Annotated in this window: 27 protein-coding genes; 11 read left to right on the top strand and 16 right to left on the bottom strand. The window is 68.8% G+C overall.

The window, feature by feature from the left end; genetic code table 11:
- Positions 1-62: 62 nt before the first annotated feature.
- On the top strand, positions 63-530 hold the full coding sequence (locus YU1_RS0100215) for an outer membrane protein assembly factor BamE (RefSeq protein WP_084539551.1): 468 nt from the start codon (positions 63-65) through the stop codon (positions 528-530).
- An 85-nt stretch (positions 531-615) separates the two neighbouring features.
- Here the strand turns inward: YU1_RS0100215 and YU1_RS0100210 are convergent, their stop codons facing one another.
- From YU1_RS0100210 to YU1_RS0100195, 4 genes are read right to left on the bottom strand one after another with little or no spacing between them, the layout of a single operon-like run.
- A complete protein-coding gene (locus YU1_RS0100210) occupies positions 616-960 on the bottom strand; it encodes a gamma-glutamylcyclotransferase family protein (protein ID WP_029002361.1) in 345 nt (114 codons plus the stop codon).
- 13 nt (positions 961-973) lie between these two features.
- Complete coding sequence (locus tag YU1_RS0100205; protein ID WP_029002360.1) at positions 974-1,966, bottom strand: threonine ammonia-lyase; 993 nt, start codon at positions 1,964-1,966, stop codon at positions 974-976.
- A complete protein-coding gene (locus YU1_RS0100200) occupies positions 1,963-3,030 on the bottom strand; it encodes a glycosyltransferase family 4 protein (RefSeq protein WP_035713084.1) in 1,068 nt (355 codons plus the stop codon). Before YU1_RS0100200 ends, YU1_RS0100205 begins: the two co-directional genes overlap by 4 nt.
- Complete coding sequence (locus YU1_RS0100195; protein WP_029002358.1) at positions 3,030-3,836, bottom strand: UDP-2,3-diacylglucosamine diphosphatase; 807 nt, start codon at positions 3,834-3,836, stop codon at positions 3,030-3,032. Before YU1_RS0100195 ends, YU1_RS0100200 begins: the two co-directional genes overlap by 1 nt.
- A gap of 231 nt (positions 3,837-4,067) precedes the next feature.
- Between YU1_RS0100195 and YU1_RS0100190 the strand changes: the two genes are divergently transcribed.
- A complete protein-coding gene (locus tag YU1_RS0100190) occupies positions 4,068-4,916 on the top strand; it encodes a fumarylacetoacetate hydrolase family protein (RefSeq protein ID WP_029002357.1) in 849 nt (282 codons plus the stop codon).
- 42 nt (positions 4,917-4,958) lie between these two features.
- Here YU1_RS0100190 and YU1_RS0100185 read toward each other — a convergent pair whose 3' ends face one another.
- From YU1_RS0100185 to YU1_RS0100150, 8 genes are all read right to left on the bottom strand, one after another.
- The gene (locus tag YU1_RS0100185) at positions 4,959-6,080 is read right to left on the bottom strand and encodes a carboxylate-amine ligase (RefSeq protein WP_035713081.1); all 1,122 of its coding nucleotides are present in this window, start codon (positions 6,078-6,080) and stop codon (positions 4,959-4,961) included.
- A gap of 239 nt (positions 6,081-6,319) precedes the next feature.
- Complete coding sequence (locus YU1_RS0100180; protein ID WP_029002355.1) at positions 6,320-7,072, bottom strand: 16S rRNA (uracil(1498)-N(3))-methyltransferase; 753 nt, start codon at positions 7,070-7,072, stop codon at positions 6,320-6,322.
- Between the two features lie 393 nt (positions 7,073-7,465).
- The gene (locus YU1_RS0100175; protein WP_029002354.1) at positions 7,466-7,861 is read right to left on the bottom strand and encodes a c-type cytochrome; all 396 of its coding nucleotides are present in this window, start codon (positions 7,859-7,861) and stop codon (positions 7,466-7,468) included.
- A 147-nt stretch (positions 7,862-8,008) separates the two neighbouring features.
- The gene (gene folD, locus YU1_RS0100170) at positions 8,009-8,878 is read right to left on the bottom strand and encodes a bifunctional methylenetetrahydrofolate dehydrogenase/methenyltetrahydrofolate cyclohydrolase FolD (protein WP_156921908.1); all 870 of its coding nucleotides are present in this window, start codon (positions 8,876-8,878) and stop codon (positions 8,009-8,011) included.
- Between the two features lie 192 nt (positions 8,879-9,070).
- Positions 9,071-10,225 (bottom strand): tRNA guanosine(34) transglycosylase Tgt, encoded by a 1,155-nt coding sequence (gene tgt, locus YU1_RS0100165; protein WP_035713077.1) that lies wholly within the window; start codon positions 10,223-10,225, stop codon positions 9,071-9,073.
- Positions 10,207-11,280: a tRNA preQ1(34) S-adenosylmethionine ribosyltransferase-isomerase QueA gene (gene queA, locus YU1_RS0100160; RefSeq protein ID WP_029002351.1), complete on the bottom strand. Its 1,074-nt coding sequence runs from the start codon at positions 11,278-11,280 to the stop codon at positions 10,207-10,209. The genes tgt and queA overlap by 19 nt, the downstream gene beginning before the upstream one ends.
- A gap of 57 nt (positions 11,281-11,337) precedes the next feature.
- Positions 11,338-11,955, bottom strand: coding sequence for an exopolysaccharide biosynthesis protein (locus tag YU1_RS0100155; RefSeq protein WP_245263186.1), 618 nt, complete (start codon positions 11,953-11,955; stop codon positions 11,338-11,340).
- 82 nt (positions 11,956-12,037) lie between these two features.
- A complete protein-coding gene (locus YU1_RS0100150) occupies positions 12,038-12,307 on the bottom strand; it encodes an usg protein (RefSeq protein ID WP_029002349.1) in 270 nt (89 codons plus the stop codon).
- Between the two features lie 366 nt (positions 12,308-12,673).
- On the opposite strand from YU1_RS0100150, the gene groES reads away from it, so the two are divergent.
- The 3 genes from groES to YU1_RS0100135 all read left to right on the top strand — a co-directional run bounded on the left by groES (position 12,674) and on the right by YU1_RS0100135 (position 15,604).
- Positions 12,674-12,988, top strand: a complete 315-nt coding sequence (gene groES, locus YU1_RS0100145; protein WP_029002348.1) for a co-chaperone GroES — start codon at positions 12,674-12,676, stop codon at positions 12,986-12,988.
- 53 nt (positions 12,989-13,041) lie between these two features.
- On the top strand, positions 13,042-14,670 hold the full coding sequence (gene groL, locus YU1_RS0100140) for a chaperonin GroEL (RefSeq protein WP_029002347.1): 1,629 nt from the start codon (positions 13,042-13,044) through the stop codon (positions 14,668-14,670).
- 217 nt (positions 14,671-14,887) lie between these two features.
- The gene (locus tag YU1_RS0100135) at positions 14,888-15,604 is read left to right on the top strand and encodes an MgtC/SapB family protein (protein ID WP_029002346.1); all 717 of its coding nucleotides are present in this window, start codon (positions 14,888-14,890) and stop codon (positions 15,602-15,604) included.
- 15 nt (positions 15,605-15,619) lie between these two features.
- Here the strand turns inward: YU1_RS0100135 and YU1_RS0100130 are convergent, their stop codons facing one another.
- Positions 15,620-16,519, bottom strand: coding sequence for a LysR family transcriptional regulator (locus YU1_RS0100130; RefSeq protein ID WP_029002345.1), 900 nt, complete (start codon positions 16,517-16,519; stop codon positions 15,620-15,622).
- Positions 16,520-16,612: 93 nt separating this feature from the next.
- Here YU1_RS0100130 and YU1_RS0100125 point away from each other — a divergent pair, with 93 nt between their 5' ends.
- Positions 16,613-17,392 (top strand): MBL fold metallo-hydrolase, encoded by a 780-nt coding sequence (locus tag YU1_RS0100125; RefSeq protein ID WP_029002344.1) that lies wholly within the window; start codon positions 16,613-16,615, stop codon positions 17,390-17,392.
- Between the two features lie 33 nt (positions 17,393-17,425).
- On the opposite strand, the gene YU1_RS0100120 is transcribed toward YU1_RS0100125, so the two are convergent.
- The 3 genes from YU1_RS0100120 to YU1_RS0100110 form a co-directional block, all read right to left on the bottom strand.
- Positions 17,426-18,970 (bottom strand): ArnT family glycosyltransferase, encoded by a 1,545-nt coding sequence (locus tag YU1_RS0100120; RefSeq protein WP_029002343.1) that lies wholly within the window; start codon positions 18,968-18,970, stop codon positions 17,426-17,428.
- A 112-nt stretch (positions 18,971-19,082) separates the two neighbouring features.
- Positions 19,083-19,373, bottom strand: a complete 291-nt coding sequence (locus YU1_RS0100115) for an acylphosphatase (RefSeq protein WP_029002342.1) — start codon at positions 19,371-19,373, stop codon at positions 19,083-19,085.
- A gap of 16 nt (positions 19,374-19,389) precedes the next feature.
- The gene (locus tag YU1_RS0100110) at positions 19,390-20,214 is read right to left on the bottom strand and encodes a cell envelope integrity EipB family protein (protein WP_029002341.1); all 825 of its coding nucleotides are present in this window, start codon (positions 20,212-20,214) and stop codon (positions 19,390-19,392) included.
- Positions 20,215-20,312: 98 nt separating this feature from the next.
- Between YU1_RS0100110 and YU1_RS0100105 the strand changes: the two genes are divergently transcribed.
- The 5 genes from YU1_RS0100105 (at position 20,313) to YU1_RS0100085 (ending at position 24,850) form a co-directional block, all read left to right on the top strand.
- The gene (locus tag YU1_RS0100105; protein ID WP_029002340.1) at positions 20,313-20,777 is read left to right on the top strand and encodes a RidA family protein; all 465 of its coding nucleotides are present in this window, start codon (positions 20,313-20,315) and stop codon (positions 20,775-20,777) included.
- A gap of 6 nt (positions 20,778-20,783) precedes the next feature.
- The gene (locus tag YU1_RS0100100; RefSeq protein ID WP_029002339.1) at positions 20,784-21,512 is read left to right on the top strand and encodes a glycerophosphodiester phosphodiesterase family protein; all 729 of its coding nucleotides are present in this window, start codon (positions 20,784-20,786) and stop codon (positions 21,510-21,512) included.
- A 50-nt stretch (positions 21,513-21,562) separates the two neighbouring features.
- The gene (locus tag YU1_RS0100095; protein ID WP_084539550.1) at positions 21,563-22,624 is read left to right on the top strand and encodes a DUF4424 domain-containing protein; all 1,062 of its coding nucleotides are present in this window, start codon (positions 21,563-21,565) and stop codon (positions 22,622-22,624) included.
- Between the two features lie 85 nt (positions 22,625-22,709).
- The gene (locus YU1_RS0100090) at positions 22,710-23,882 is read left to right on the top strand and encodes a GNAT family N-acetyltransferase (protein ID WP_029002337.1); all 1,173 of its coding nucleotides are present in this window, start codon (positions 22,710-22,712) and stop codon (positions 23,880-23,882) included.
- A gap of 200 nt (positions 23,883-24,082) precedes the next feature.
- On the top strand, positions 24,083-24,850 hold the full coding sequence (locus tag YU1_RS0100085; RefSeq protein ID WP_029002336.1) for a proteasome-type protease: 768 nt from the start codon (positions 24,083-24,085) through the stop codon (positions 24,848-24,850).
- The last annotated feature ends 9 nt before the right edge of the window (positions 24,851-24,859 follow it).

Below are 24,859 nucleotides of genomic sequence, written 5' to 3'. Positions count from 1 at the left end.
GGTCAGCACAGAGGTTTGCCTCGTCTCATCCGGTGCGGCGGGCTTCACCGGCCCGTGGCGTCATGGCGGTCGCTCTGGCGGCGGCGACGCTCGCCGGGTGCAGCAACGTGCCGTTGGGCATGGGCACCATAACGGCGCCCAGCGGCATCGTGCGCACCTATCAGCGCGGCTATGTGCTCAGCGAGGGCTCCCTCGAACAGGTTCCGGTCGGCTCCAGCCGCGAGCAGGTGCTGCTGGTGCTCGGCACGCCGTCCACGGTCGCCACCGTCAACGGCGACGTCTTCTATTACATTTCCCAGACCGAGAAGCGCATCGCCTTCCTGAAGCCGGAGATCACCGACCAGAAGGTGCTGGCGGTCTATTTCGGCAAGGACAAGCGCGTCACCCGCATCGCCAACTATGGGTTGCAGGACGGCAAGATCTTCGATTTCGTGACCCAGACCACGCCCACCAGCGGCGAGGAGCTGAGCATCATCCGCCAGCTGATCTCGGCCACCGACTTCTCCGCCGGCCCGGCATTCGGACGCTGAGGCCATCGAACAAAAAGGCCCCGGAGCGCGCTCCGGGGCCTTTTTTTGTTAGCGACGGTCGCCGTCGTCGCGCGCGGGGCCCGGTTCAGGCCTTCACATAGACCCAGGCGGTGATGCCGGAGGCGAGCACGACCTCCACCCGCTTGTAGTCCGACACCTCATAGGCGTCGGCGGCCTCCAGTTCCTCGGGCGTGATGCGGAACACCTTGCCCGGCACCGCGTCGGCGGGATTGCCGGACGGCATGACGATGGGGTGGAAGCGATCCCCGCTCGCGGCCAGCACATCGGGATCGGTGATCTCCACCATCTCCTTGCGATAGCCCGGCATGCTGTCGTCCGTCCCCTCCAGCAGGCGGCCGAAGGACGACATCTGCACCTCCGCATACTGAAGCGTGCCGTAGGAGAAGAGATGGACGTTCGCCACCGTCATGGCCGGCTCCAGGTCAGAGGGTCTTGAGGCAGGCCTCGAAGGTCTCCGGGTCCACGTTTCCGCCGGACAGGACGATCACCACCGTCTTGTCCCTGGCCGGAATGCGGCCCTCCAGCAAAGCGGCCAGGGCCACCGCGCCGCCGGGCTCCACCACCAGCTTCAGCTCCAGGAAGGCATAGGCCACGGCCCGCGCCACTTCCGCGTCGGAGGCGGAGACCGCGCCGCCGGTCAGCACCTTGTTGACCGCGAAGGTGATCTCGCCGGGGGTCGGCGCCAGCAGCGCGTCGCAGAACGAGCCGGACGCCGCCGCATTGCGCTCGCGCGTGCCGGAGGCATAGGAGCGGGCGTGGTCGTCAAAGGCGGCCGGCTCGGCGGTGATCGGCTGGGCATCGGGAAAGCGCGCCTTCACCGCCAGCGAGATGCCGGCCATCAGGCCGCCGCCGGAGGCGTTGGCGGACACCACGTCGAGCGACAGGCCGAGGGCGGCCAGATCCTCGCAGATCTCCCGCCCCACGGTGCCCTGCCCGGCGATCACGTCGGGATCGTCATAGGGCGGCACGAACACGGCGCCGCGCTTGGCGGCGATGGCATTGGCGATGGCGTCGCGGTCCTCGCTCACGCGGTCGTAGCCCACCACTTCGGCGCCCAGCGCCTTGGTGCGCTCGCGCTTCAACGCCGGGGCGTCGTTGGGCATGACGATGACGGCGGGCATGCCGAGCAGCTTGGCGGCGGCGGCAAGGCCCTGGGCGTGGTTGCCGGAGGAGCAGGCGACGACGCCGGCGGCGCGCCGGTCCTCGGGGATCTGCACCGCGCGGTTATAGGCGCCGCGGAACTTGAACGAGCCGGTGCGCTGGAGCGTCTCCGGCTTCAGGAAGACACGCCCGCCGGTGCGTTCGCTCAGGATGGGCGAAAAGACCAGCGGGGTGCGCACGGCCACGCCCTTCAGGCGTTCGGCGGCGGAGTCCACATCGGCGGCGGTGGGAATCGGACGGGGATGGGCAGTCATGCCCGCGACATTATCCGAGGCCGCCGCAGCAGGCGATAGCGTCGCGCGATCGGGCCGATGTCGTGGGCGATGAGCACGTTATCGAGGAACTGTCGGGCGCTCTCCCGCCAGGTGTGGCGCAGCGCGAAGTCGCGCGCGGCCTTGGGCGAAAGCTCCAGCGCCTTCAGGCAGGCGGTGCGCAGGTCCTCGTCGAGGATGCCCACCACGCCATTGTCCTCGCCGATCACGTCCAGCGGGCCGGTGACCGGATAGGCAGCCACCGGCAGGCCGCTGGCCAGCGCCTCCAGCAGCACGATGCCGTAGGTGTCGGTGCGGCTGGGGAAGACGAAGACATGGCTGGAGGCATAGACCTCGGCGAGCGCCTCGCCCTCCAGCGGGCCGAGGAAATGGGCCGCCGGATAGCGCGCCTTGAGGCTGGCCAGCGCCGGGCCGCCGCCCACCACCACCTTGGAGCCGGGCAGGTCGAGGGCGAGGAAGGCCTCGATGTTCTTTTCCACCGCCACCCGGCCGACGAACAGGAACACCGGGCCGGGCAGGTTCAGCGTGGCCTCGGGGCGCGGGCGGAACAGGTCGGCGTCGACACCGCGCGTCCAGCGCATCAGGCGCTTGAAGCCGCGGCTTTCCAGGTCGCGCTCCAGCGTGGCGGTGGAGACCATGACGCCCCCGCCCGCATTGTGGAAGCCGCGCAGCCAGGCATAGGTCAGGCGCTCCGGCACCGGGGCGCGGGCGGCCAGATATTCCGGGAACTTGGTGTGATAGGAGGTGGTGAAGGTGCGCTTGGAGGCGATGCAGGCGCGCCGCACCAGCATGCCGATCGGCCCTTCGGTGGCGACGTGGACGAAGTCCGGCTGCATGGCCTCGATGCGGCGCATGATCATGCGCGGGGTGGCCAGCGACAGGCGGATCTCGTTGTAGGACGGCAGGGGAATCGTGCGGAAGCCCTGGGGGGTCAGGAAGTCCAGCTCGGCGCCCAATTGGGCCGCCTCGCGGGCGGTGTGCTCCAGCGAGCGCACCACGCCGTTGATCTGCGGATGCCAGGCATCCGTCGCCACCAAGACCCGCATCAGGCTGCCGCGCGCGCTCCCTGGACGGCCTGGCCATTCAGTTCGGCCGCCCGCACCTGCTTTGCCCAATAGATGATCTCGAGCCGCCCGTCTTCATGCTCTGCAACAGCGGTGCAGCTTTCCACCCAGTCGCCGCAATTCACGTAGCGCACGCCGAACGTGTCGTGGATGACCGCGTGGTGGATGTGGCCGCACACCACCCCGTCCACCTTCAGGCGCCGGGCCTCGTCGGCCAAAGCTTCCTCGAACTTGCCGATGAAGTTGACCGCGTTCTTGACCTTCAGCTTGGCCCACTGGCTGAGCGACCAGTAGGTGAGGCCGAGCTTGCGGCGCACCAGGTTGACATAGGTGTTGATACCCAGCGCCAGCGCATAGGCGCCGTCGCCCAGGAAGGCCAGCCACTTGGCGTGGCGCACCACCACGTCGAACACGTCGCCGTGGATGACGAGGTAGCGCTTGCCGTCGGCGGCCTCGTGGATGGCGGTCTCCACCACCTCGATGCCGCCGAAATGCGTGCCGTAATAGTCGCGCAGGAACTCGTCGTGATTGCCCGGCAGGTAGACGATGCGCGCGCCCTTGCGGCCCTTGCGGAGCAGCTTCTGCACCACGTCATTGTGCTTCTGCGGCCAGTACCAGGACGAGCGCAGCCGCCATCCGTCGACGATGTCGCCGACCAGATAGATGGTGTCCGCGTCATGGTATTTCAGGAAATCGATGAACAGATCGGCCTGGCACCCCTTCGTCCCGAGATGGACATCGGAGATGAACAAGGCGCGGAACCGGCGTTCCTCAGGGCTGTCGCTCACGCGGGTGGCCTCTTCCGGATATGCTACGGGATAGCATGATGCCGGACTTAGCCGGAGTCGTGTATCCCTTTTATGACGCACTTGCGAAGAGACGCAACGTGCCCGGCGCCCCGCTCCACCGTTGCGGCGCGCCAATGGGTTGCACCATTGACCAATTCGCCGCGCCGCGCCAGCTTGCCCGGCCCGCGGTGCGCCCGGCGCCTGCGGCATAATCCCCAGGGAGAAACATCCATGAAGCTCGTCCGCTTCGGCGCCCCAGGCCACGAGAAGCCGGGTCTAATCGATTCAAGCGGCCGGATCCGCGACCTGTCCGGCATCGTCCCCGACATCGGCGGCGAGGTGCTCACCCCGGCGGGCCTTGCCCGCATCGCCGCGGCGGACCCCGCCGGCCTGCCGCTGGCGCCGGAAGGCGCGCGGCTCGGCTCCTGCGTCGCCCGGCCGGGCAACTTCATCGCGGTGGGGCTCAACTATGCCGACCATGCGGCCGAGACCAACAACCCGATTCCCGAGGAGCCGGTGCTGTTCAACAAGGCGCCGAACTGCGTGGTCGGCCCGAACGACGACGTGATGATTCCCAAGAACTCCCAGAAGCTCGACTGGGAGGTGGAGCTGGTGATCGTCATCGGCGCCCGCGCCCGCTACGTGGACGAGGCCGACGCGCTGAAGCACGTGGCCGGCTACACCATCTGCAACGACGTCTCCGAGCGGCATTTCCAGATCGAGCGCGCCGGCCAGTGGACCAAGGGCAAGGGCAGCGAGACCTTCGGGCCGCTCGGCCCCTACCTTGCCACCACGGACGAGGTCCCGGACACGTCCAGCCTCGGCATGTGGCTGGAGGTGAACGGCGAGCGGGTGCAGAACGGCTCGACCAAGACGATGATCTTCAACGTCGCCTATCTGGTCTCCTACATCAGCCAGTTCATGGTGCTGGACCCCGGCGACGTCATCACCACCGGCACCCCGCCCGGCGTCGGCCTCGGCTTCAAGCCGCCGCGCTTTCTCAAGGCCGGCGACGTGGTCCGCCTCGGCATCGAGGGCCTGGGCGAGCAGCAGCAGACGGTGGTGCCGTTCAAGCTCTGATCCCCGCAGGGCGCCCGGAACGGATCCGGGCGCCCGCCCCGCTCACTGCCTGGTGGCGTGGGCGAGCCAGGTCTTCACCGCCTGCAAGGCCTCGCCGCGATTGCCGGTGCGGTGGTGGGCCTCCTGATAGACCGCGATCTGCATGTCGGCGCTGGTGCCGGCATCGGCGATGGTGCGCAGGTGCATGAGCGCATCCCGGCAGCCGAGCGCCTCGGCATCCTCCGCCACCAGCGCGACCAGCCGCTCCACCGCGTCGCGCACCTGGATCGCCTGGCGCTCGGCCAGGTCCACGAACGAGCCGTGGATGCCGTAGCGCTGGGCGCGCCACTTGTTCTCGTTGGCGATCGCCCGGTCCACCGCGCCGATGTCGCGGTGATGCTCCGGATGGCGCACCAGATAGCGCACCAGCGCGCGATAGAGCGCGGCGATGGCCACCGCGTCCTCCACCCGGGTGCAGGCGTCCGGCGCCCGCAGCTCCAGGGTCGGGTGCTTCTGCGAGGGGCGGATCGCCCACCATACATAGCTCGAATCGCTGATCGCCCGGGCGCCGACCATGGCGTCCACATATTGCTGGTAGGCGGCGTTGCTCTCGAACAGCTCCGGCAGGCCGGTACGCGGCAGCTCGTCATAGGCGGCGAGCCGGTAGCCCATCAGGCCGGTCTGCTTCGAGCCCCAGAAGGGCGAGGAGGTGGAGAGCGCGATGAAGTGCGGCAGATAGGGCGTGATGCGGCGCATCACATCCACCCGCTGCTCGGGGTCCGGCAGTTCCACATGCACGTGCAGGCCGCACACCATGTTGCGCTCGCCGATCATCTGCAAATCCTGCATCAGCCCGTCGTAGCGGTTGGCCTTGGTGGCGCGCACGCTGTCCCAGCTGGCGGTGGGGTGGGTGCCGGCGGCGATGAAGCAGAGGCCGTGCTCGGCCGCCACCTGCCCCGCCCGCATGCGCAGGTCGCGCAATTCGCCCAGGGCGTCGCCCACCTGGGTGGTCGGCGCGGTGGCGATCTCCAGCTGCGATTGCAGCAGCTCGACCGTGATCGATTCGCCCAGCTGCTCACGCAGATGCTCGAAGAAGCCGGACGGCATGCGGCGCTGCACCGCCTTGGTCTCGGCATCGACGACGAAGAATTCCTCCTCGATGCCGAATCGGTAGTGGTCTGACATGCGTACCTCCCGCCCCACGCTGATGAGGCCAAATCGAAGCTGTAACGCTGCGATGGCGACGAAGTTGCGCCAGGGTGATCGCAAATCCGTCAGCAATGGGGCGGGTGGAAGAGCTTGGAGATCATCTAAGGACAGACTTACCGCCCATTCCGTTGATCCCCGTTGCGAGCGCAGGCTTGGCGTTGTTGTTCACAATTATTTCGACGAATTCCATATTTCACCATGGAACCTTTTGCGGTTCACCGTGGGGCGGTGCCCCAGTCGCCGCACACCGCCTGCACCAAAGCGAGCGCGGCGACCCCCGCGGTGTCGGCACGCAGGATGCGCGGGCCCAGCGCGATCACATGCACGGCGGGATGGCGCAGCAGCAGGGTGCGCTCGTCGGCCGAGAAGCCGCCCTCCGGGCCGATGAGCACGGTCGCCGGCCGCCCCTTGAGCGGCGCGAGCGCGGCCACGGGATCGGCCACCGGCGCCGCCTCGTCGCAGAACACCAGCGCCTGGTCGGCGGGCAAGGCGGCGAGGAAGGCCGCCAGCCCCTGCGGCGGGCGCACCTGCGGCAAAGCGAGGATGCCGCACTGCTCGGCCGCCTCCACCGCATTGGCCTCCATGCGCTCGACATTCACCCGCGAGACCTGGGTGTGCTGGGTCAGGACCGGGGCCAGCACCCCTGCCCCCATCTCCACCGCCTTCTGCACCACATAGTCCAGCCGGGCGTGCTTCAGCGGGGCGAAGGCATAGGTCAGGCTGGACGCCGGCGGCTGGGCGCGGGTGCGGGCGCCGACGGCGAGACGCACCTCCTTCTTGGCCCCGGCGATGCGCGCGGCCCGCCACTCCCCGTCGCGGCCGTTGAACAGCAGGATGGCGCCGCCGACCGGCAGGCGGATCACGTTCGCCACATAATGCGCGGGCTCGGGCGGCAGCGAGACGAGGGCCTCCTCCGCGAGGTCCTCGCGGACGAACAGGCGCTGCGCGCGGAAATCATGGTCGGGCATCGGGGTCTCCGCGGGCGGGGCCGCTGGGCGATGCCGGGCGCACCCTTCAGGCTGTCTGTAAGCGAGGGGCCGCCGGTGTCCGGCAGCTCACGCGCACCGCACAGCCTTCACCACGCGGCGCGGCGCGGCACAAGAGCCATGTGCGGCGAGGCCTGACAGCCGGATCGGACAAGGGAGAGAGGATGACGCCGGGCATTGATTGGGCGCTGGGCGTCGGCCGGGAGGCGGGCGCGGGCATCGCCGGCGGCCCCGCAGACCGCGGGGCGACGCCTTTCGGCATCGCCCCTGGCCGCACCCCCGCACGACCTTGCCTGACCGGCTATCACTGCTTCGCAGAAGCGTGGGAAGCGATCATCACCCGAATGGGTGAAGGGCCCCCGTTGCACGATTCTGTTACTTCTTGGACCCGTCGGGGTTGAACTGCGACAGGAAGGCGATGAGGTCCGCCCGCTCGGCGTCGTTCTTGATGCCCACGAAGGCCATCTTCCCCTTGGGCGCCAGCACCTTCGGATTGGTCAGGTAGTTGTCCAGGGTCGCCTGGTCCCACACCTTGCCCGCGGCGGCGCCGGCCTTGATGTCCTCGGAATAGGCGTAGCCCTCGAAATGGGCCCACTTGGCGCCGACGATGCCGTTGAGCGGCGGCCCGACCTTGGTCTTGGCGTCAGGGCCGATGGCGTGGCAGGCCATGCACTTCTTGAACGACTGCTCGCCCTTGGCGACGTCGGGGTCGGCCGAAGCCGCCACCGTGGTGGCCGCCAGGGCCAGGACAGCGAAGATGATCCGTTTCATGGGCGGTCCTTCTTGTGCGTGCGGGGGTCGCCGCAGCAGAGGGACACGATATAGGGCTGTCTGGATTCCTTCCAAGTGGCAGACAGCCGCGCCCGGACCGGCCGGGCGCGCGCGCCACGCAAACCCTTCGCCTTGAAGGCCCGCGCCTCAGACGCCGGCCTGCCGGCGGGCGGCGGTCAGGGTGTTCTGCAACAGGCAGGCGATGGTCATGGGGCCGACGCCGCCGGGCACCGGGGTGATGAGCCCGGCGATTCCCTGAGCTTCCTGATAGGCCACGTCGCCCACGAGGCGCGTCTTGCCGTCATCCTTCGGGATGCGGTTGATGCCCACGTCGATGACCGTCGCGCCGGGCTTGATCCAGTCACCGCGCACCATCTCCGGCCGGCCCACGGCGGCGATCAGGATGTCCGCCTGCCGGCAGACGCCGGGCAGGTCGCGGGTGCGGGAATGGGCGATGGTCACCGTGCAGTCCTCGCGCAGCAGCAATTGCGCGGCGGGCTTGCCGACGATGTTGGAGCGGCCGACCACCACCGCATTGAGGCCCGCCAGCTTGCCCAGATGGTGCTTCAGCAGCATCACGCAGCCGAGCGGCGTGCACGGCACCAGCGCGTCGAGGCCCACGGCGAGACGGCCGGCATTGACCACGTGGAAGCCGTCCACATCTTTCGCCGGGTCGAGCGCGGCGATGACCTTGGTGGCGTCCATGTGGGCGGGCAGCGGCAGCTGCACCAGGATGCCGTGCACCGCCGGATCGGCATTGAGCCGCGCCACCAGCGCCAGGAGGTCGGCCTCGGCAGTGTCCACCGGCAGCTTGTGCTCGAACGAGGCCATGCCCGCCTCGGCCGTCTGCGCCGCCTTGTTGCGCACATAGACCTGGCTTGCCGGGTCCTCGCCCACCAGCACGACCGCGAGGCCGGGCGTGAGGCCATGGTCGCGCTTCAGCGCGGCCACCTCGTCGGCGATGCGGGCCCGCAGGCCGGCGGCGAAGGCTTTTCCGTCAATGGGCTTGGTCTCGATCACGGAACGATCCTCGGAGGTGGAGGGCGTGTTCTGGTCGGCGCCGCGCGGAGGCGCAATCCCCCTTTCCGCCGCCGGGGCGGCGGTGCGGCCGGATTTGCTCTTAAGCAGAAAATATCTTTCCTAGAAAGAAAATATTCCCCACCACAGCGATAATCCGCACGGCAGCCATGCGGGCGGGGGCGTCTGTGGCTAGGCGGCGTAGGGCGCGATGTCGCCGCGGGCCCAGCCCTCCTTGGTGGCGGCCTTGAAGTCCGCGAAGGTGCCGGCGGCGATGGCCGCGCGCATGCCGCGCATCAGGTCCTGGTAGTAGTGCAGGTTCGCCCAGGTCAGCAGCATGGAGCCCAGCATCTCCTCGCAGCGGATGAGATGGTGCAGATAGGCGCGGGAATAGTCCCTGAGCGCCGGGCAGTCGCTGGTTTCGTCCAGCGGGCGCGGGTCGTCCTGGTGGCGGGCGTTCTTGAGGTTCACCTTGCCGAAGCGGGTGAAAGCCAGCGCATGGCGCCCGGAGCGCGTGGGCATCACGCAGTCGAACATGTCGATGCCGCGCCCCACCGCCTCCAGCAGGTCGTCCGGCGTGCCGACCCCCATGAGGTAGCGCGGCTTGGCGGCGGGCAAATGCGGCTCCACCGTCTCGATCATGGCGAGCATGACCTCCTGCGGCTCGCCGACGGCAAGGCCGCCGATGGAATAGCCGGGGAAGTCCATGTCGGCGAGCGCGCGGGCCGATTCGACCCTGAGGCGCGGCACCGCCCCGCCCTGCACGATGCCGAACAGCGCCCGGCCCTTGGGCTGAAGCTCGAACGCCGTCTTGGAGCGCTCGGCCCAGCGCAGGGAGAGGCGCATGGCCCGCTCGGCCTCCGCGTCCTCGCACGGCAGGCGGACGCATTCGTCCAACTGCATCTGGATGTCGGCGCCAAGCAGGCCCTGGATCTCCACCGAGCGCTCCGGGCTCATGGCGTGCATGGCCCCGTCCACATGGGAGCGGAAGGTGACGCCTTCCTCCGTGATCTTGCGCAGGCCGGACAGGGACATGACCTGGAAGCCGCCGGAATCGGTGAGGATCGGCCGCTCCCAGCCCATGAACTTATGCAGCCCGCCGAGCTTGGCGATGCGCTCGGCGCCGGGGCGCAGCATGAGGTGGTAGGTGTTGCCCAGGAGGATGTCGGCGCCGGTGGCGCGCACCTGCTCGGGATACATGCCCTTCACCGTGGCGGCGGTGCCCACCGGCATGAAGGCCGGGGTGCGGATCTCGCCGCGCGGCGTGAAAATGGCGCCGGTGCGGGCGGTGCCGTCCGTGGCGGTGATCTGGAAGGAGAAGCTGTCGGTCATGTCGAGCGGGGCCATAGCAGGCAGGCGTCGCCATAGGAATAGAAGCGATAGCCCTGGGCGATGGCGTGGGCATAGGCGCGCTTCTGGCATTCGTGTCCCACGAAGGCCGCCACCAGCATCACCAGGGTCGATTTCGGCAGGTGGAAGTTGGTGAGCATGAGGTCCACGGCGCGGAAGGCATAGCCGGGGGTGATGAAGATGTCGGTCTCGCCCAGATAGGGCCGGATCGTGCCGTCCGGGGCGGCCGCGGTCTCGATCAGGCGGGTGGCGGTGGAGCCCACGGTGAGGATGCGCCCGCCCGCCGCCTTCACCGCATTCAGCGCGGCGGCGGTTTCGGCGCTCACCTCGCCCCATTCCGCATGCATCACGTGGTCGGCCGTGTCGTCCGCCTTCACCGGCAGGAAGGTGCCGGCGCCCACATGCAGCGTGACGGTGTGGATGGCGACGCCCCGGGCGCGGATGGCCTCCAGCAGCGCCGGGGTGAAGTGCAGGCTGGCGGTGGGCGCGGCGACCGAGCCCTCCACGCGGGCGAACACCGGCTGGTAGTCGGTGCGGTCGCGCGCGTCCTCTGGGCGCTTGGCGGCGATATAGGGCGGCAGCGGCATGTGACCGATGCCGTCGATGGCCGCGTCCAGCGCGGCGCCGGACAGCGGGAAGGCGAAATGCACCTCGCCGCTCTCCGTCTTGGCGGTCACCGTCGCTTCCAGCGTGCCGCCGTGGGCGCCCGAGAAAACAACGGTATCGCCGGGCGCCAGCCGCTTGGCCGGCCTGGCGAAGGCGGCCCAGGCGTCGGGCGCGAGGCGGCGGATCAGCGTCGCCTCGATGACGACCGTGCTGCCGCCGGCGCGGGCGCGGGTGCCGTCGAGCCGGGCGGGGATGACGCGGGTGTCGTTCACCACCAGCGCGTCGCCGGCCCGCAGCAGGCCCGGCAGGTCGGCGATGGTGGCGTCGGTCAGTTCCTGCGCCGTGCCGGGGCGCACCACGAGCAGGCGCGCGCGCTCACGCGGCTCGGCGGGGCGCAGGGCGATCTGGTCGGGCGGCAAATGGAAATCGAAGGCGTCGACGCGCATGGGCTCTCTGGTATCCGGCGCCCGGTCTTAACGGGCGCGGGACCGCAGGAAAAGGGCTCAGAAGATGGCGACGGCGCCCTGCCAAATGGCCCAGGTCATGCCGAAGGCGACCAGCGTGCCGAGCGCGGTGGCGAAGAAGCCGCCGAGGATCACCGCCCCGTCGCGCTCCACCAGCCCGAGGCCGAGGATGCACACCGCGATGCCGGGCGGCATGTTGCCGAGGAACGGGATGGGCAGCAGCAGCACGAAGCCCAGCAGCACCACCAGCGCCCCCACCACGCGGCGGGCGGTGGGGCCGGCGAACACCTCCATGCGCGGCCGCGACCAGCGCTCGAACCAGGCGATCCAGGAGCTGGAGCGGGTGATGATGGTCTCCAGCACCGAGCGCGAGAAGGTGCGCCTGGCGAGCGCCTGCGGCAGCCACAGCTCCTGCCGCCCCATGGCCATCTGCAGGCCGATCAGCGCCAGGATGATGCCGCAGATCACCGGGATGCCCGGCGGCATGGGGATGCAGTTGGGCAGGCCGAACAGCAGGAAGCTGATGCCGAACGCCCGGTTGCGCAGCGCATCGATGAGGTCGCCCACCGAAACGCGCGGTTCCGTATGGGCGGCGAGGACCGCGGCAAGCAGCTCGGACGTGCGGGGGGTGCGGTGGTCCACCAGGGCCTCGTTCATGTCGGCCCTCTCTTTAGCACCGATAAAGCGGCGGAGTCAGGGCGCACGGCGCAGGACCGGGCCCTGACCTCCGCAGGACGCCTTAATGCAGCAGGAAGACGCCGTCCACCGCCCGCAGCTCGGCGGGCTTGATGAGCTTCTGGTGGACGACGCGCACCTCGTGCAGCGGGCCGTCCAGCTCGCGCTGCCAGAAGTCGAGGAATTTTTTCAGCTCGGGAAAGCGGGGCGAGAGGTCGTAGTCCTGCCAGATGTAGGTCTGGAGAAAGCTCGGATGGTCGGGCATGCGGTACAGGATGTGGGCTGTCACCAGCCCGTAGCCGGACATCTGCTTGGCAAAATCGGACGACACCATGTGAGACACCTCCGCTGATGCTGAACCTCGTGGTTTGGGCCGATGAGAAAGAGTGTCGGCTACAGAGCTTGCGCGAGGCAAGCCTAACGAACGGTTTATTTCGATAAATCAAGGTGTTGGCAGCGATTGGCGGACAGTGCTAGCAACGCCTGTTTCGCAGGCGTCCGCCGCCGTTCGCGGCACGCCGGGCAGGCGATTGGCACTCTCGCGGAAAGAGTGCTAAAAGTTCGCCGCCGCCCCCTTGTGGGGGTGGCATCTGCCCCTTAGATGGCAGCGGTGGCGCGGCCGAACCCTTCGGCCGTGGCCGCGATGCCGGACGCCGCCCGCCGGGCGGCCCGGCGCCCAACCAGAACATGGAGGTTCCCGATGGGTTTCCGCCCTCTGCACGACCGCGTGGTCGTGAAGCGCATCGAAGCTGAGCAGAAGACCGCCGGCGGCATCATCATCCCCGACACCGTGAAGGAAAAGCCGCAGGAAGGCGAAGTCGTCGCCGTCGGTCCCGGCATCCGCAACGACAAGGGTGAGCTGGTCGCGCTCGACGTGAAGGCCGGTGATCGCGTGCTGTTCGGCAAGTGGTCCGGCACCGAGGTCAAGGTCGACGGCCAGGACCTGCTCATCATGAAGGAGAGCGACATCCTCGGCGTGGTCGAGGTCTCCGCCTCCGCCAAGAAGGCCGCGTGACGTCTCTCCCGACGCTTTCGTGAACACCGTCACAATCTGAAGGAACAGGCCCAATGGCTGCCAAGGACGTAAAATTTGCCGGCGATGCGCGCGAGAAGATGCTGCGCGGCGTCGACATCCTCGCCAACGCCGTGAAGGTCACCCTCGGTCCCAAGGGCCGCAACGTGGTGATCGAGAAGTCGTTCGGCGCCCCCCGCATCACCAAGGACGGCGTCACCGTCGCCAAGGAGATCGAGCTGGAGGATCGCTTCGAGAATCTGGGCGCCCAGCTGGTGCGCGAAGTGGCCTCGAAGACCAACGATCTGGCCGGTGACGGCACCACCACCGCCACGGTGCTGACCCAGGCCATCGTCAAGGAAGGCTCCAAGGCGGTCGCCGCCGGCATGAACCCGATGGACCTGAAGCGCGGCATCGACCTCGCCGTCGACGCCATCGTCAAGGACCTGGCCTCCAAGGCCAAGAAGGTGACCTCGAACGCCGAGATCGCCCAGGTCGGCACCATCTCCGCCAATGGCGACGCCGACGTCGGCAAGTTCCTCGCCGAGGCGATGCAGAAGGTCGGCAACGAGGGTGTCATCACCGTCGAGGAAGCCAAGACCGCCGACACCGAACTCGAAGTGGTCGAGGGCATGCAGTTCGACCGCGGCTACCTCTCGCCCTATTTCGTGACCAACGCCGAGAAGATGCGCGTTGAGTTCGAGGACCCCTACATCCTCATCCACGAGAAGAAGCTGTCCAACCTGCAGGAACTGCTGCCGGTTCTGGAAGCCGTGGTGCAGTCCTCCAAGCCGCTGGTCATCGTGGCCGAGGACGTGGAAGGCGAAGCCCTGGCGACCCTGGTCGTCAACAAGCTGCGCGGCGGCCTGAAGGTCGCGGCGGTGAAGGCTCCGGGCTTCGGCGACCGCCGCAAGGCCATGCTGCAGGACATCGCGATCCTGACCGGCGGCCAGGCGATCTCGGAAGACCTCGGCATCAAGCTCGAGAACGTGAACCTCTCCATGCTCGGCCGCGCCAAGAAGGTGGTGATCGAGAAGGAGAACACCACGATCGTCGACGGCTCCGGCGAGAAGGCCGACATCGAGGCCCGCGTGGCGCAGATCAAGGCGCAGATCGAGGAGACCACCTCGGACTACGACCGTGAGAAGCTCCAGGAGCGCCTGGCCAAGCTGGCCGGCGGCGTCGCGGTGATCCGCGTCGGCGGCGCGACCGAGGTCGAGGTCAAGGAGAAGAAGGACCGCGTCGACGACGCCCTGCACGCCACCCGCGCCGCGGTGGAAGAAGGCATCGTCCCCGGCGGCGGCGTGGCCCTGCTGCGCGCCATCAAGGTGCTCGAAGGCCTGAAGGTCGAGAACACCGACCAGAAGACCGGCATCGACATCGTCCGCCGCGCCATCCAGGCTCCGGCGCGCCAGATCGTCTCCAACGCCGGCGACGACGGCTCGGTGGTGGTCGGCAAGATCCTCGAGAACGACACCTACGCCTTCGGCTACAACGCCCAGACCGGGCAGTATGTGGACATGGTGGCGTCGGGCATCATCGACCCGGCCAAGGTCGTGCGCACGGCGCTCCAGGACGCGGCGTCCATCTCCGCGCTCATCATCACCACCGAGGCGCTCGTGGTCGAGCTGCCGAAGAAGGGTGGCGCCACCCCGCAGATGCCGGGCGGCGGCATGGACTTCTGATCAGACAGGCCCTTTGGCGCCGCCCGGCGCTCGCGAGAGTTTTCGGGCGGCGGCATGGACTTCTGATCCAGGTCGGACAATTGGCCTCCGGGCCGGTTCGGGAAGGGCGTCGCGCAAGCGGCGCCCTTTTTGTTTGCGCGCCGCCCGGAGCGGGACGGAAACGACCCCGGACTTGCGGCCGTAATCATTCCGTCACACGGCGACGCTATCGGGCGGCATGAAATTCATCGACTCCTTCCACCTCCTACCCTTCCTCGACACCGTCGTCAGCTATGGCGCCGCCTTCGTGTTCGGCGCGCTGATCGGCGCCGAGCGGCAATATCGCCAGCGCACCGCCGGCCTGCGCACCAACGTGCTGGTGGCGGTGGGGGCGGCGGGCTTCGTCGATCTCGCCCAGGGCCTCGCCGGGGACGCGGAGGCGGTGCGCGTCATCTCCTACGTGGTGTCCGGCATCGGCTTCCTGGGCGCCGGCGTCATCATGAAGGAGGGGCTGAACGTGCGCGGCCTCAACACGGCGGCGACGCTGTGGTGCTCCGCCGCCGTGGGCGCCTGCGCCGGCGTCGACCGGCTGGCGGAAGCCGCCTTGCTCACTGTCTTCGTCATCGCCGGCAACACGCTGCTGCGCCCGCTGGTCAACGCCATCAACCGCATCCCCATCCAGACCGAGAGCGTGGAGGCGACCTATGCGGTGAGCCTCACCACCGGCGTCGCGCATGCCGGCGTGATGCGCGACCTGCTGGAGGCGCAGCTGGAGACGGCCGGCTATCCCGTCGCCGAGATCGAGGTGGTGGAGCGGGGCGAGGAGCAGGTGGAGATCGTCGCCACCCTGACCAGCACCGAAGTGAAGGCCGCCCCCCTGGACGCGGTGGTCGACCGCCTCTCCCTCCATCCCGACGTGGACCACGCCACCTGGAGCGGCAATACGCAGTCCTGACAGGCGCGCGGCGGTTCAGGCCGCGCTGCCGTCCTCGAACAGGGCGCGTTCGGCGCGGAACAGGCCGGCGAGGAAATCCACCACCATCCGCAGGCCCGGCTCCTCGCCCTCACCCGGCCGCATCAGCAGCCAGAGCTCGCGTCCCGGCGGCGTCTCGGCCAGCGTGACCGGCACCAGTTCGGGATCGCACGCACCGATGAAATGGGGCAGCAGCGCGAGGCCGCCGCCCGCCCGCGCCGCCATGGCCTGCGCCACCTGGCTGTTGGCGCGGAACAGCTGGCGGGCACCGGGAAAGCGCCGGGTCAGCCACAGCGCCTCGGGCAGGTGGGAACCGCCCTCGTCGAAGGCGATGAAGCGCGGCGCTTCCCCGGCGGCGATGCGCTCCGGCCAGTCGGGCGTGGCATAGAAGCCGAAGCCGAGGCCCACCAGCCGCCGGGCCACCAGTTCGCCTTCCAGCGGACGGGCGAGGCGCAGCGCGATGTCCGCCTCGCGCCGTTGCAGGCTGATGGCCCGGCGGTCGGCGATAAGGTCGATATCGAGCCCCGGATGCACGGCCTGGAAGCCCGCGAGGCGCGGCAGCAGGAAGCCCTCCGCAATGCTCGGCGTGACGGTGATGCGCACTCGCCCGAGCGGTTGCTCCGGCATGGCGCCGGGACTGATGCGGCCGGCCGCCTGCTCCATGGGGGCCGCATCCTCCAGCACCCGCCGCCCGGCCTCGGTGAGCGCATAGCCGGACCCGGTGCGCTCGAACAGGCGCGCGCCCAGCGCCGTCTCCAGCCCGGTGATGCGGCGTGACACCGTGGCGTGGTTGACCCCGAGCACCCGCGCGGTGGCAGACAGGCTGCCGTGGCGCGCCAAAGCGATGAAGAAGCGAAGGTCCTCCCAATGGGGAGCTGTGCGAAATTTATCAGCCATGGCGCGAAGATCGCGAATTTCCGCTCAGGCTGCCAGCCCCTATCTGGCCACTCACAGGCCGCGATCCCGCAGCCGCCAGTCCCGGAGCGTGCCATGTCCCTCACCCTCACCCTTGTCGGCGGCCCGACCGTGCTCATCGAGGTCGATGGCGTAAGGCTGCTGACCGACCCTACTTTCGATGCGCCGGGCGCCTATGCCCTGCCCCATGTGACATTGGAAAAGCGCACCGGCCCGGCGCTGCCGGCGGAGGCCGTGCTGCCGCTGGACGCGGTTCTGCTCAGCCACGACCAGCATGCGGACAATCTCGACACCAGCGGGCGGGCCTTGCTGGCGCGCGTGCCGGTCACCTTCAGCACCGAGGCCGCCGAGGGCCGGCTCGGCCTGCCCGCCGGGCGGGTGCGCGGCCTCGCGCCGTGGCAGACGGCGGAACTGTCCGCCGCCAACGGTTTGCGGTTGCAGGTGACGGCGACCCCGGCCCGGCACGGGCCCGTGGGCATCGAGCCGCTGTCGGGCGATGTGGTGGGCTTCGCCGTGGGCCGCGAGGCGCCGGGCGACCTCGTCTATGTGAGCGGCGATACGGTCTGGTACGAGGGCGTCGCCGAGGTGGCGCGGCGGTTCGATCCCAAGGTGGTGGTGCTGTTCACCGGCTCGGCCAAGACGCGGGGCGCGGCGCACCTGACCATGGACGCCAACGACGCCATATCGGCCGCCCATGCCTTTCCCCGCGCCCGCCTCATCGCCGTGCACAACGAGGGCTGGGCGCACTTCACCGAGAGCGGCGACGACCTCGCCGGCGCCTTCCGCGCGCTCTGCATCGCCGACCGGCTGACGCTGCTGGGCCGGGGCGTGCCGACGGCGATCGATCTCGGCTGACGAGGCCGGGGCGGCGGCCGACGCCGCCCGCCCTCACCGGCACATGGGGTCGTCGAGCTTCAGCGGGGTGATCTGCCACAGGCTCTGGCGGCGCGGGCGCAGCAGCGGGCCCCACCATTTGAACCACAGCTCGATGGCCGAGCCGTCGGACTTGGGCAAGGGCAGGTTGCCGATGCCGTTGGCGATGCCGGCGATGCGGGCGCAGCCCGTGGCCGGTCGGACCGGCGGGCGGTAGGTGTCCTCATAGGGGATCACCACGCGGGCATTGGGGATCGCCGCCCTCAGCCGGCCGGCGGACATGCGGTCCTCCGCCACCAGCGTCGGCGCGTCGCCGAACTGCGAGGCGATCACCGGGCGCAGCGCCTTCAGCGGCTCGGCGGCGACGCAGCGACCGCACAGGAACGGGTCCGGCCACAGGGTGATGGCGGCGCGCACGGCGAGCACGCCGAAGGCGACGATGCCCACCACCCACAGATAGAGCTTCACCCGCTGCTGCCAGCCGCCGAGGCGCTCCAGCTCGGCGAACACATAGACCGTGGCGAGCAGGAAGAAGACGTGGAAATAGCGGTCGCGCAGGGTGGTGACGCCGATCGCCAGCGCGCCGATCAGCGTGACCACGGTGCCGAGGATGATGATGGTCCGCAGCACCCGGCGGGGCGCGGCGCGCTCCGGGGTGCTCGGGGTGGCGTCCTCGCCGCGGTTCAGCGGCAGGAAGACGGCGGCGGCCAGCGCGACGAAGGGCAGAAGATAGCCGACCCAGGCGCCGGCGAAGGTATCGAGCACATTGCGCGTCGAGCCGTCGCTGCTGCGCCCCACCACCTCGGCGGTGGCGGCCACCACGTCCTGCTTCAGGACATGCAGCGCCAGGGCGTAGACCGCCAGCGGCCCGGCCGCCACCAGCACGGTGAGCGCGATGCGCCGGTCGAGGATGGCGGCGCGGAAGCTCGGCTCCAGCAGGCCGGCGATCAGCAGCACGGCGATGAACGGCACGAAGCCGAACTTGCCCAGCAGGCCGACGGCGATCCAGGCGCCGAGGCCCGCATAGAGCAAAGCGGAGGGCTTGCGGGTGACGGCGGTGAGCGTGAGGAAGCTGCCGGCGATGGCCACGATCATCACGTTGGAATGGGTGAGGATGCGGTGGCTATGGTAGCCGATCACCCACAGCAGGGAGAGCGAGAACACCGCCAGCGCCTGGAGGCGCGGGTCGGCGATCACCTGCCGGGCCACGCGGTAGACCAGCATGGCCATGGTGAACAGCAGCCCGTAGCGCAGGATGGCATAGGGCAGCGGGCCGGGGCCGAAGATCCACAGCAGGCCGTAGAGCAGCCAGTCGAACAGCGGCGGATTGCGCGGCACATAGGAGATCTGGAACGACTGGACCAGATAGCTCTCGATGGCGTCGTCCACATTGATGGACGATTCCAGCAGCCAGGACACCAGCAGGTGGGCGAGCGCCCATAGCCCGACGATCACCGCCACGCCGGTCGCGGTGGCCCACCAGGGCATCGGCGCCACCGGCGCCCGGCCGTAGGGCGGGCTGCCGTAGCGCGATTCGTTCAGGTCCGCTGTGGGCGACAAGCGCACGACATCCTCCCTGGACGCTGCGTCGGAGGTGGGTCTATAGCCGCCTCGCCAGCGGCTGGCTATTGCAGGGAAAGCACGCCGCGCCGGGAACGCGCGCCGGCGCCCGTCAGGCCGTCGCCAGCACGTGGAAGCCGGCCCCCATGGCGACCGGCTCGGCCACCTCCTGGCGCTCGACCCGGTCCACCCGGGCGGAGCGGGGACCTGTCTGGCAGGCCGCCGCCATCGCCTCGACCGCCGCTGCCGGCCCGGCGATGACCGCCTCCACCGTTCCGTCGCGCCGGTTGCGCACGAAGCCGGCGAGGCCGCGCGCCTCCGCCTCGGCGGCGAACCAGGCGCGATAGCCGACCCCTTGCACGCGGCCGTGTATCATCAGGTGAAGTGCGGGGAAGTGGGCCATGCCACACCCTGTCCCATCACTTCTTGGCGCAGGGGGTGGCGGAGGCCTTCAAGGGCTCGAAAGCATCGAGCGCGCCTCGCAAAGCGAACTCGCCATAGTCGATCTTCAGCTCACCGATGACCCCATTGTCGTATAGTGTGAAAGTCATGACATATTCGGGGGCGCTGTCACTTTTCTCGGCGTCGTAATAGCTCACGCTGACCGGGTAGAAGGTGTGCCCGCTGAGCGTCCCGCGGGCCGCCTCCAGCAGCTTGGAGGTGTCCTGGCTGGGCTTCCCGATGACCGCCAAGGTGTTGTAAACCTTGGTTCCGTCGGTGGAGCCGTCATAGACCCGGGCCTCCATCAGGCTCTCGCCCTTGGCCGCCGCCTCCAGCACCCTGACCACATGCTCGGTGGGCATCAGCACCTTGCCCTTGAGCGCCACCGTGCGCGGGTCGGGCTTGGCGATCTTGACCTGAATATCACCGTTTTCCAGGCGGTTAGCCTGTGCGTCCACGTCCGACTTGGTGTCGCCGTTGAGCTGGTCGCGGGTCTTGAAGCGGTAGGCGCTGCCGGTCCCCTCCTCCCAGGAGGTGGAGGCCATGTCCGAGCGCACCGGCGCCCCCTCCCCGGTATCCAGGGTCGAGCTCTGGCGCATGTTGACGGTGTACCCCTCGCAGGCATCGCCGCGAATTTCGTAGTCGATACGGCCGGTTGCGCCGTCGAGACGGCCTGTCGCCTTGCCCGCGTCCAGCGCCATGGCATAACCGGCGCGGTGCGGCAGCAGGGCATCAGCGGACGCCGGCGAGAGGCCGGCGGCAAGGGCAAGGGCGAGGCACGGCAGGCCCAGGGGACGCGGCATTGCAGATCTCCATGACGGGCGCCCGGCGCTTGCGCCGCGTCCCTGGTTCAGCGAAGAGGAAGTCGCAAATTGCGCACAAGGTGTGGCAGGAGATGACAATGTCGCAAACCATTGAACAGAAACTGGCTGAACTCGGCATCACCCTGCCGACCCCCAACGCCCCTCTTGCCAATTATGTCCCGGCGGTGCGCACCGGCAACCTCCTGTTCATCTCCGGCCAGGTGTCCATCGACGCCGCCGGCAAGATCGCCACCGGCAAGCTGGGCGCCGGCATCGACATCGACGCCGGCCGTGCCGCCGCGCGCTTGTGCGCCATCAACCTGATGGCGCAGATGAAGGTGGCCCTCGGCGACCTCGAGAAGGTGGTGCGGGTGGTGAAGCTGGTGGGCTTCGTGAACTCCGCCCCGGACTTCGTCGACCAGCCGAAGGTGGTGAACGGCTGCTCCGACCTGTTCGTGGAAGTGTTCGGCGACAAGGGCCGCCACGCCCGCTCGGCGGTCGGCATCGCCGCGCTGCCGTTCGACGCCGCCGTGGAAGTCGAAGCCATCGTCGAAGTGGCGTGAGCTGACATGAGCCTGACCGCCCGGCCCGTCGCACATCGTGGACTGCACGATGCGGCGGCCGGCGTCATCGAGAATACCGCCACGGCCGTGGATGCGGCCGTGGCGGCGGGCTGCGCCATCGAAGTGGACGTGCAGCGCTCCCGCGACGGCGAAGCCATGGTATTCCACGATTTCACTTTGGACCGGCTGACGCTGGCGCAGGGGCCCTTGGCCGAGCGTACCGCGGCGGAACTCAAGGCGGTGCCGTTCAAGGCGACCACGGACGCCATGATGACCCTGCCGGACCTGCTGGAGCGGGTCGCCGGCCGGGTGCAGCTCATCATTGAGATCAAAAGCGATTTTTCCGGCGATACCCGCCTTGCCGAACGGGCCGCGGCGCTGGTCGCGGCCTATGGCGGGCCGGCGGCGCTGATGTCGTTCGATCCGGACATGGTGGGCGTGGTCGCCCGCCACGCGCCGCAGGTGCGACGCGGGATCGTCGCACAACGCCATTATGCCGACGACCGGACACACCTGACGGCGGCCCGGCGCTTCGCTCTGGGGCACCTGCTGCATTGGCCGCGCTCGCGCTTCCAGTTCGTCGCCTACAAGGTGGCGGATCTCGGCGCGCCGGCGCCGCGACTGGCGCGGGCGCTCGGGATGCCCGTCCTCACCTGGACGGTGCGCACGCCACAGGACCGGGCCCGCGCGGCCGCGGGCGCGGACCAGATGATTTTCGAGGGGTTTCGCCCCTGACGCCCCTGGGCGCCACGGGATGCGGGCCGGACAGCAAGCGGGAGCGGGGCATGGCGGGTTTTCAACAGGGCGATACCAGGCACATCCGGCGGCGCGTGGCCCTAGCCGGCGCGGCGCTCGGAAGTCTCCTTCTCGCGGGCGCCCCTGCCCTCGCCAATGATTCGACGGCGGCGCTGGCCGCCGGCGGCCTCATCTTCGTGCAGAACGACCATGTGCAGATGAAGTCGGAGGACCTGTTCATCTCCGAGCAGGAGGTCCGCGTCCGCTATGTCTTCAAGAGCGACGCGAAGGAGGACCTGCGCGTGCTGGTGGCCTTCCCGATGCCGGACATCACGGTGTCGGAATCGGTCAATCAGTCCATCCCGGTGGACGGCTCGGACAATTTCCTCGACTTCAGGACCATGGTCGACGGCAAGCCGGTGACGACGGAGCTGGAGCAGCGGGCCTTCGCCCTCGACATCGACCGCAGCGAACTCTTGCGCAAGCTGAACATCCCGCTGGCGCCCTATCTGGCCGCCACCGGCAAGGCGCTGGATGCCTTGCCGCCGGCGCAGTGGCAGGAACTGATCGGCCTCGGGCTGGCCCGCGTGGATGAATATGACGCCGGCAAGGGCATGGAGCGCCATCTGGTCCCGCTCTGGACCCTGAAGACCACCTTCTACTGGACCCAGGTGTTCCCCGCCGGACGCGAGCTCAATGTCGAGCACAAGTACCGACCCAGCGTCGGCATGTCGGTAGGCACCGTCATCGGCATGAACGTGCGCGACAATCCGTGGGTGAAGGAGGAGCAGCGGGTGCAGATGGATGCCTTCTGCACCGACCAGACCTTCCTCTCCGCCGTCGAGCGCGCCACCAAGGCGGCCGGCACGCAGGGGCAGCCGGCCTTCAGCGATGCGCGCATCCACTACATTCTGAAGACGGGTGCCAACTGGGCCGGCCCCATCGGTGATTTCAAGCTCACGGTGGACAAGGGCGCGCCGGAGAATCTGGTGAGCTTCTGCGGCACCGGCGTGAAGAAGGTCGGCCCCACGCGGTTCGAGATGACCGCCAAGGACTTCTCGCCGGTCAAGGACCTCGGCGTGCTGATCCTCAAGCCCTATCCGAAGAAGTGAGGGCATGCGGCAGACGCATGCCGCGTGAACCAGGGCGTTCGGCCGGTCTTCCCGTGGCGGGCCGGCTGGCCCATGTTTGCCGGGCATGACCGAAATCCGCATCCTCCCCTCGCTGGCCGATATCTCCGCATCCGATTGGGACGCCTGTGCCGCCGGGGCTCAGCCCCGGCCGGAGCCGTTCGTCTCCCATGCCTTCCTGCGCGCGCTGGAAGAATCCGGCTGCGTGCGCGCACGCACGGGATGGCAGCCGCAGCATCTCGTGATGGATGGCCCGGACGGGAAAGCCGTTGCGGTGGTGCCCGCTTATCTGAAATCCCATTCCAGGGGCGAGTATGTCTTCGACCAGGGCTGGGCGGAGGCTTTCGAGCGCGCGGGCGGCGCCTATTACCCCAAGGTGCAGGTCGCGGTGCCCTTCACGCCCGTCAGCGGCCGCCGGCTGCTGGTGCGCGAGGGCGCGGACATCGACAGCGCGCGCGGGACGCTGGGCGTCGGCCTCGTACAACTGGCGCGGTTGCGCGAGGCGTCCTCCATCCACGTCACTTTCTCCACCGAGGAAGAATGGACTGCGCTGGCGGAACTGGGCTTCCTGAAGCGCACGGACCAGCAATTCCATTGGGTCAACGAAGGCTATGCCAGCTTCGAGGAGTTCCTGGAGGCCCTCGCCTCGCGCAAGCGCAAGGCGCTGCGCAAGGAGCGCCGCGAGGCGGTCGCGGACGGCATCACGATCGAGTGGCTGAGCGGGGCAGACATCACGGAAGCTGCCTGGGACGCCTTCTTCCGCTTCTATACCGACACCGGCGCGCGCAAGTGGGGCCAGCCCTATCTGAACCGGACCTTCTTCTCTCTGCTCGGCGCGCGCATGGCCGACCAGTGCCTGCTGGTGATGGCGAAGCGCGCCGGGCGCTATGTGGCGGGGGCGCTGAACCTGATCGGCTCCGACCGGCTCTACGGCCGCTACTGGGGCTGCATCGAGCACCACCCCTATTTGCATTTCGAGGTCTGCTACCATCAGGCGGTGGACTTCGCCATCAGCCGCGGGCTCAAGGTGGTGGAGGCGGGCGCGCAGGGCGAGCACAAGCTGGCGCGCGGCTACCTCCCGCAGACCACCTATTCCGCGCACTGGATCGCCGATGCCGGGCTGCGCCACGCCGTGGCGCAATATTTGGAGCGCGAGCGGGCCTATGTGGCGCAGGCCAATGAGGACCTCGCCGCCCTCGGCCCCTTCCGCCGTGGATCGGCGGAGGAGGAGGTGGAATAGGCCGCCGTCTTGTTCCCTTCACTTACCCATGGAATGGGTTCGCCCACATTGCAGGCGGCCGCGCGGAATCGTAAAACGCGAGAGGGGCCAAGAGCGCGATCTGCAGATCGCACTCCAATTTTTCGAAACGAGACGGATTCAGCCTTCGGACCCAATCGCAAGGCGATTGCGCCCGCGGGCACCCGGCTCTAGGGGGGCAAATGACCTATTGCTGCGGCGTGCTGGTGCGGGACGGGCTGGTGATGATCGCGGACACGCGCACCAACGCTGGCCTCGACAATATCTCCACCTTCCGCAAGCTGCACATTTTCGAGGAACCCGGCCACTATGTGATGGCCATCGCCTCGGCCGGCAACCTCTCGGTGTCGCAGTCGGTCATCAGCCTGCTGCACGAGGGCGTGGAAGATCACGAGGCGGGCGAGCGGCAGATGCTGCGCGATGCGCGCACCATGTTCCAGGCGGCCCAGCTCGTGGGCCGGGCGATCCGGCAAGTGCACAGCGTGGACGCCAACGCGCTCGAACACAGCAACGTCTCCTTCGACGTCTCCTTCCTGCTGGGCGGGCAGATCGCCGGCGGGCCGCTGCGGCTGTTCATGGTCTATTCGGCGGGCAATTTCATCGAATGCACCACCGACACGCCCTTCCTCCAGATCGGCGAGCACAAATACGGCAAGCCGGTGCTGGATCGCGCCGTGACCTACGACATGAACATCTCGGACGCGCTGAAGAGCAGCCTGATCTCCATGGACAGCACCATGCGCTCGAACCTCGGCGTCGGTCTGCCCATCGACGTGCTCGTGCTGTGCCCCGATGCGCTGGAAGCCGAGCTCAACTACCGCATCGAGCCTGGCGAGCCCTATTTCCATGACCTGCGCGAACGCTGGTCGGCGGCGCTGCGCGCGGCCCATTCCTCCATTCCGCGCCCGCCCTATCTGAAGAACGTGCGCACGTCCCGGCCGGAGGAATAGGCGAGCGGC

It is taken from the genome of Azorhizobium doebereinerae UFLA1-100 (genome assembly GCF_000473085.1).
GTDB classification, from domain to species: domain Bacteria; phylum Pseudomonadota; class Alphaproteobacteria; order Rhizobiales; family Xanthobacteraceae; genus Azorhizobium; species Azorhizobium doebereinerae.
The sequence above is the reverse complement of the archived record's forward strand: the minus strand, read 5'-3'. Positions and strand labels throughout refer to the sequence as shown.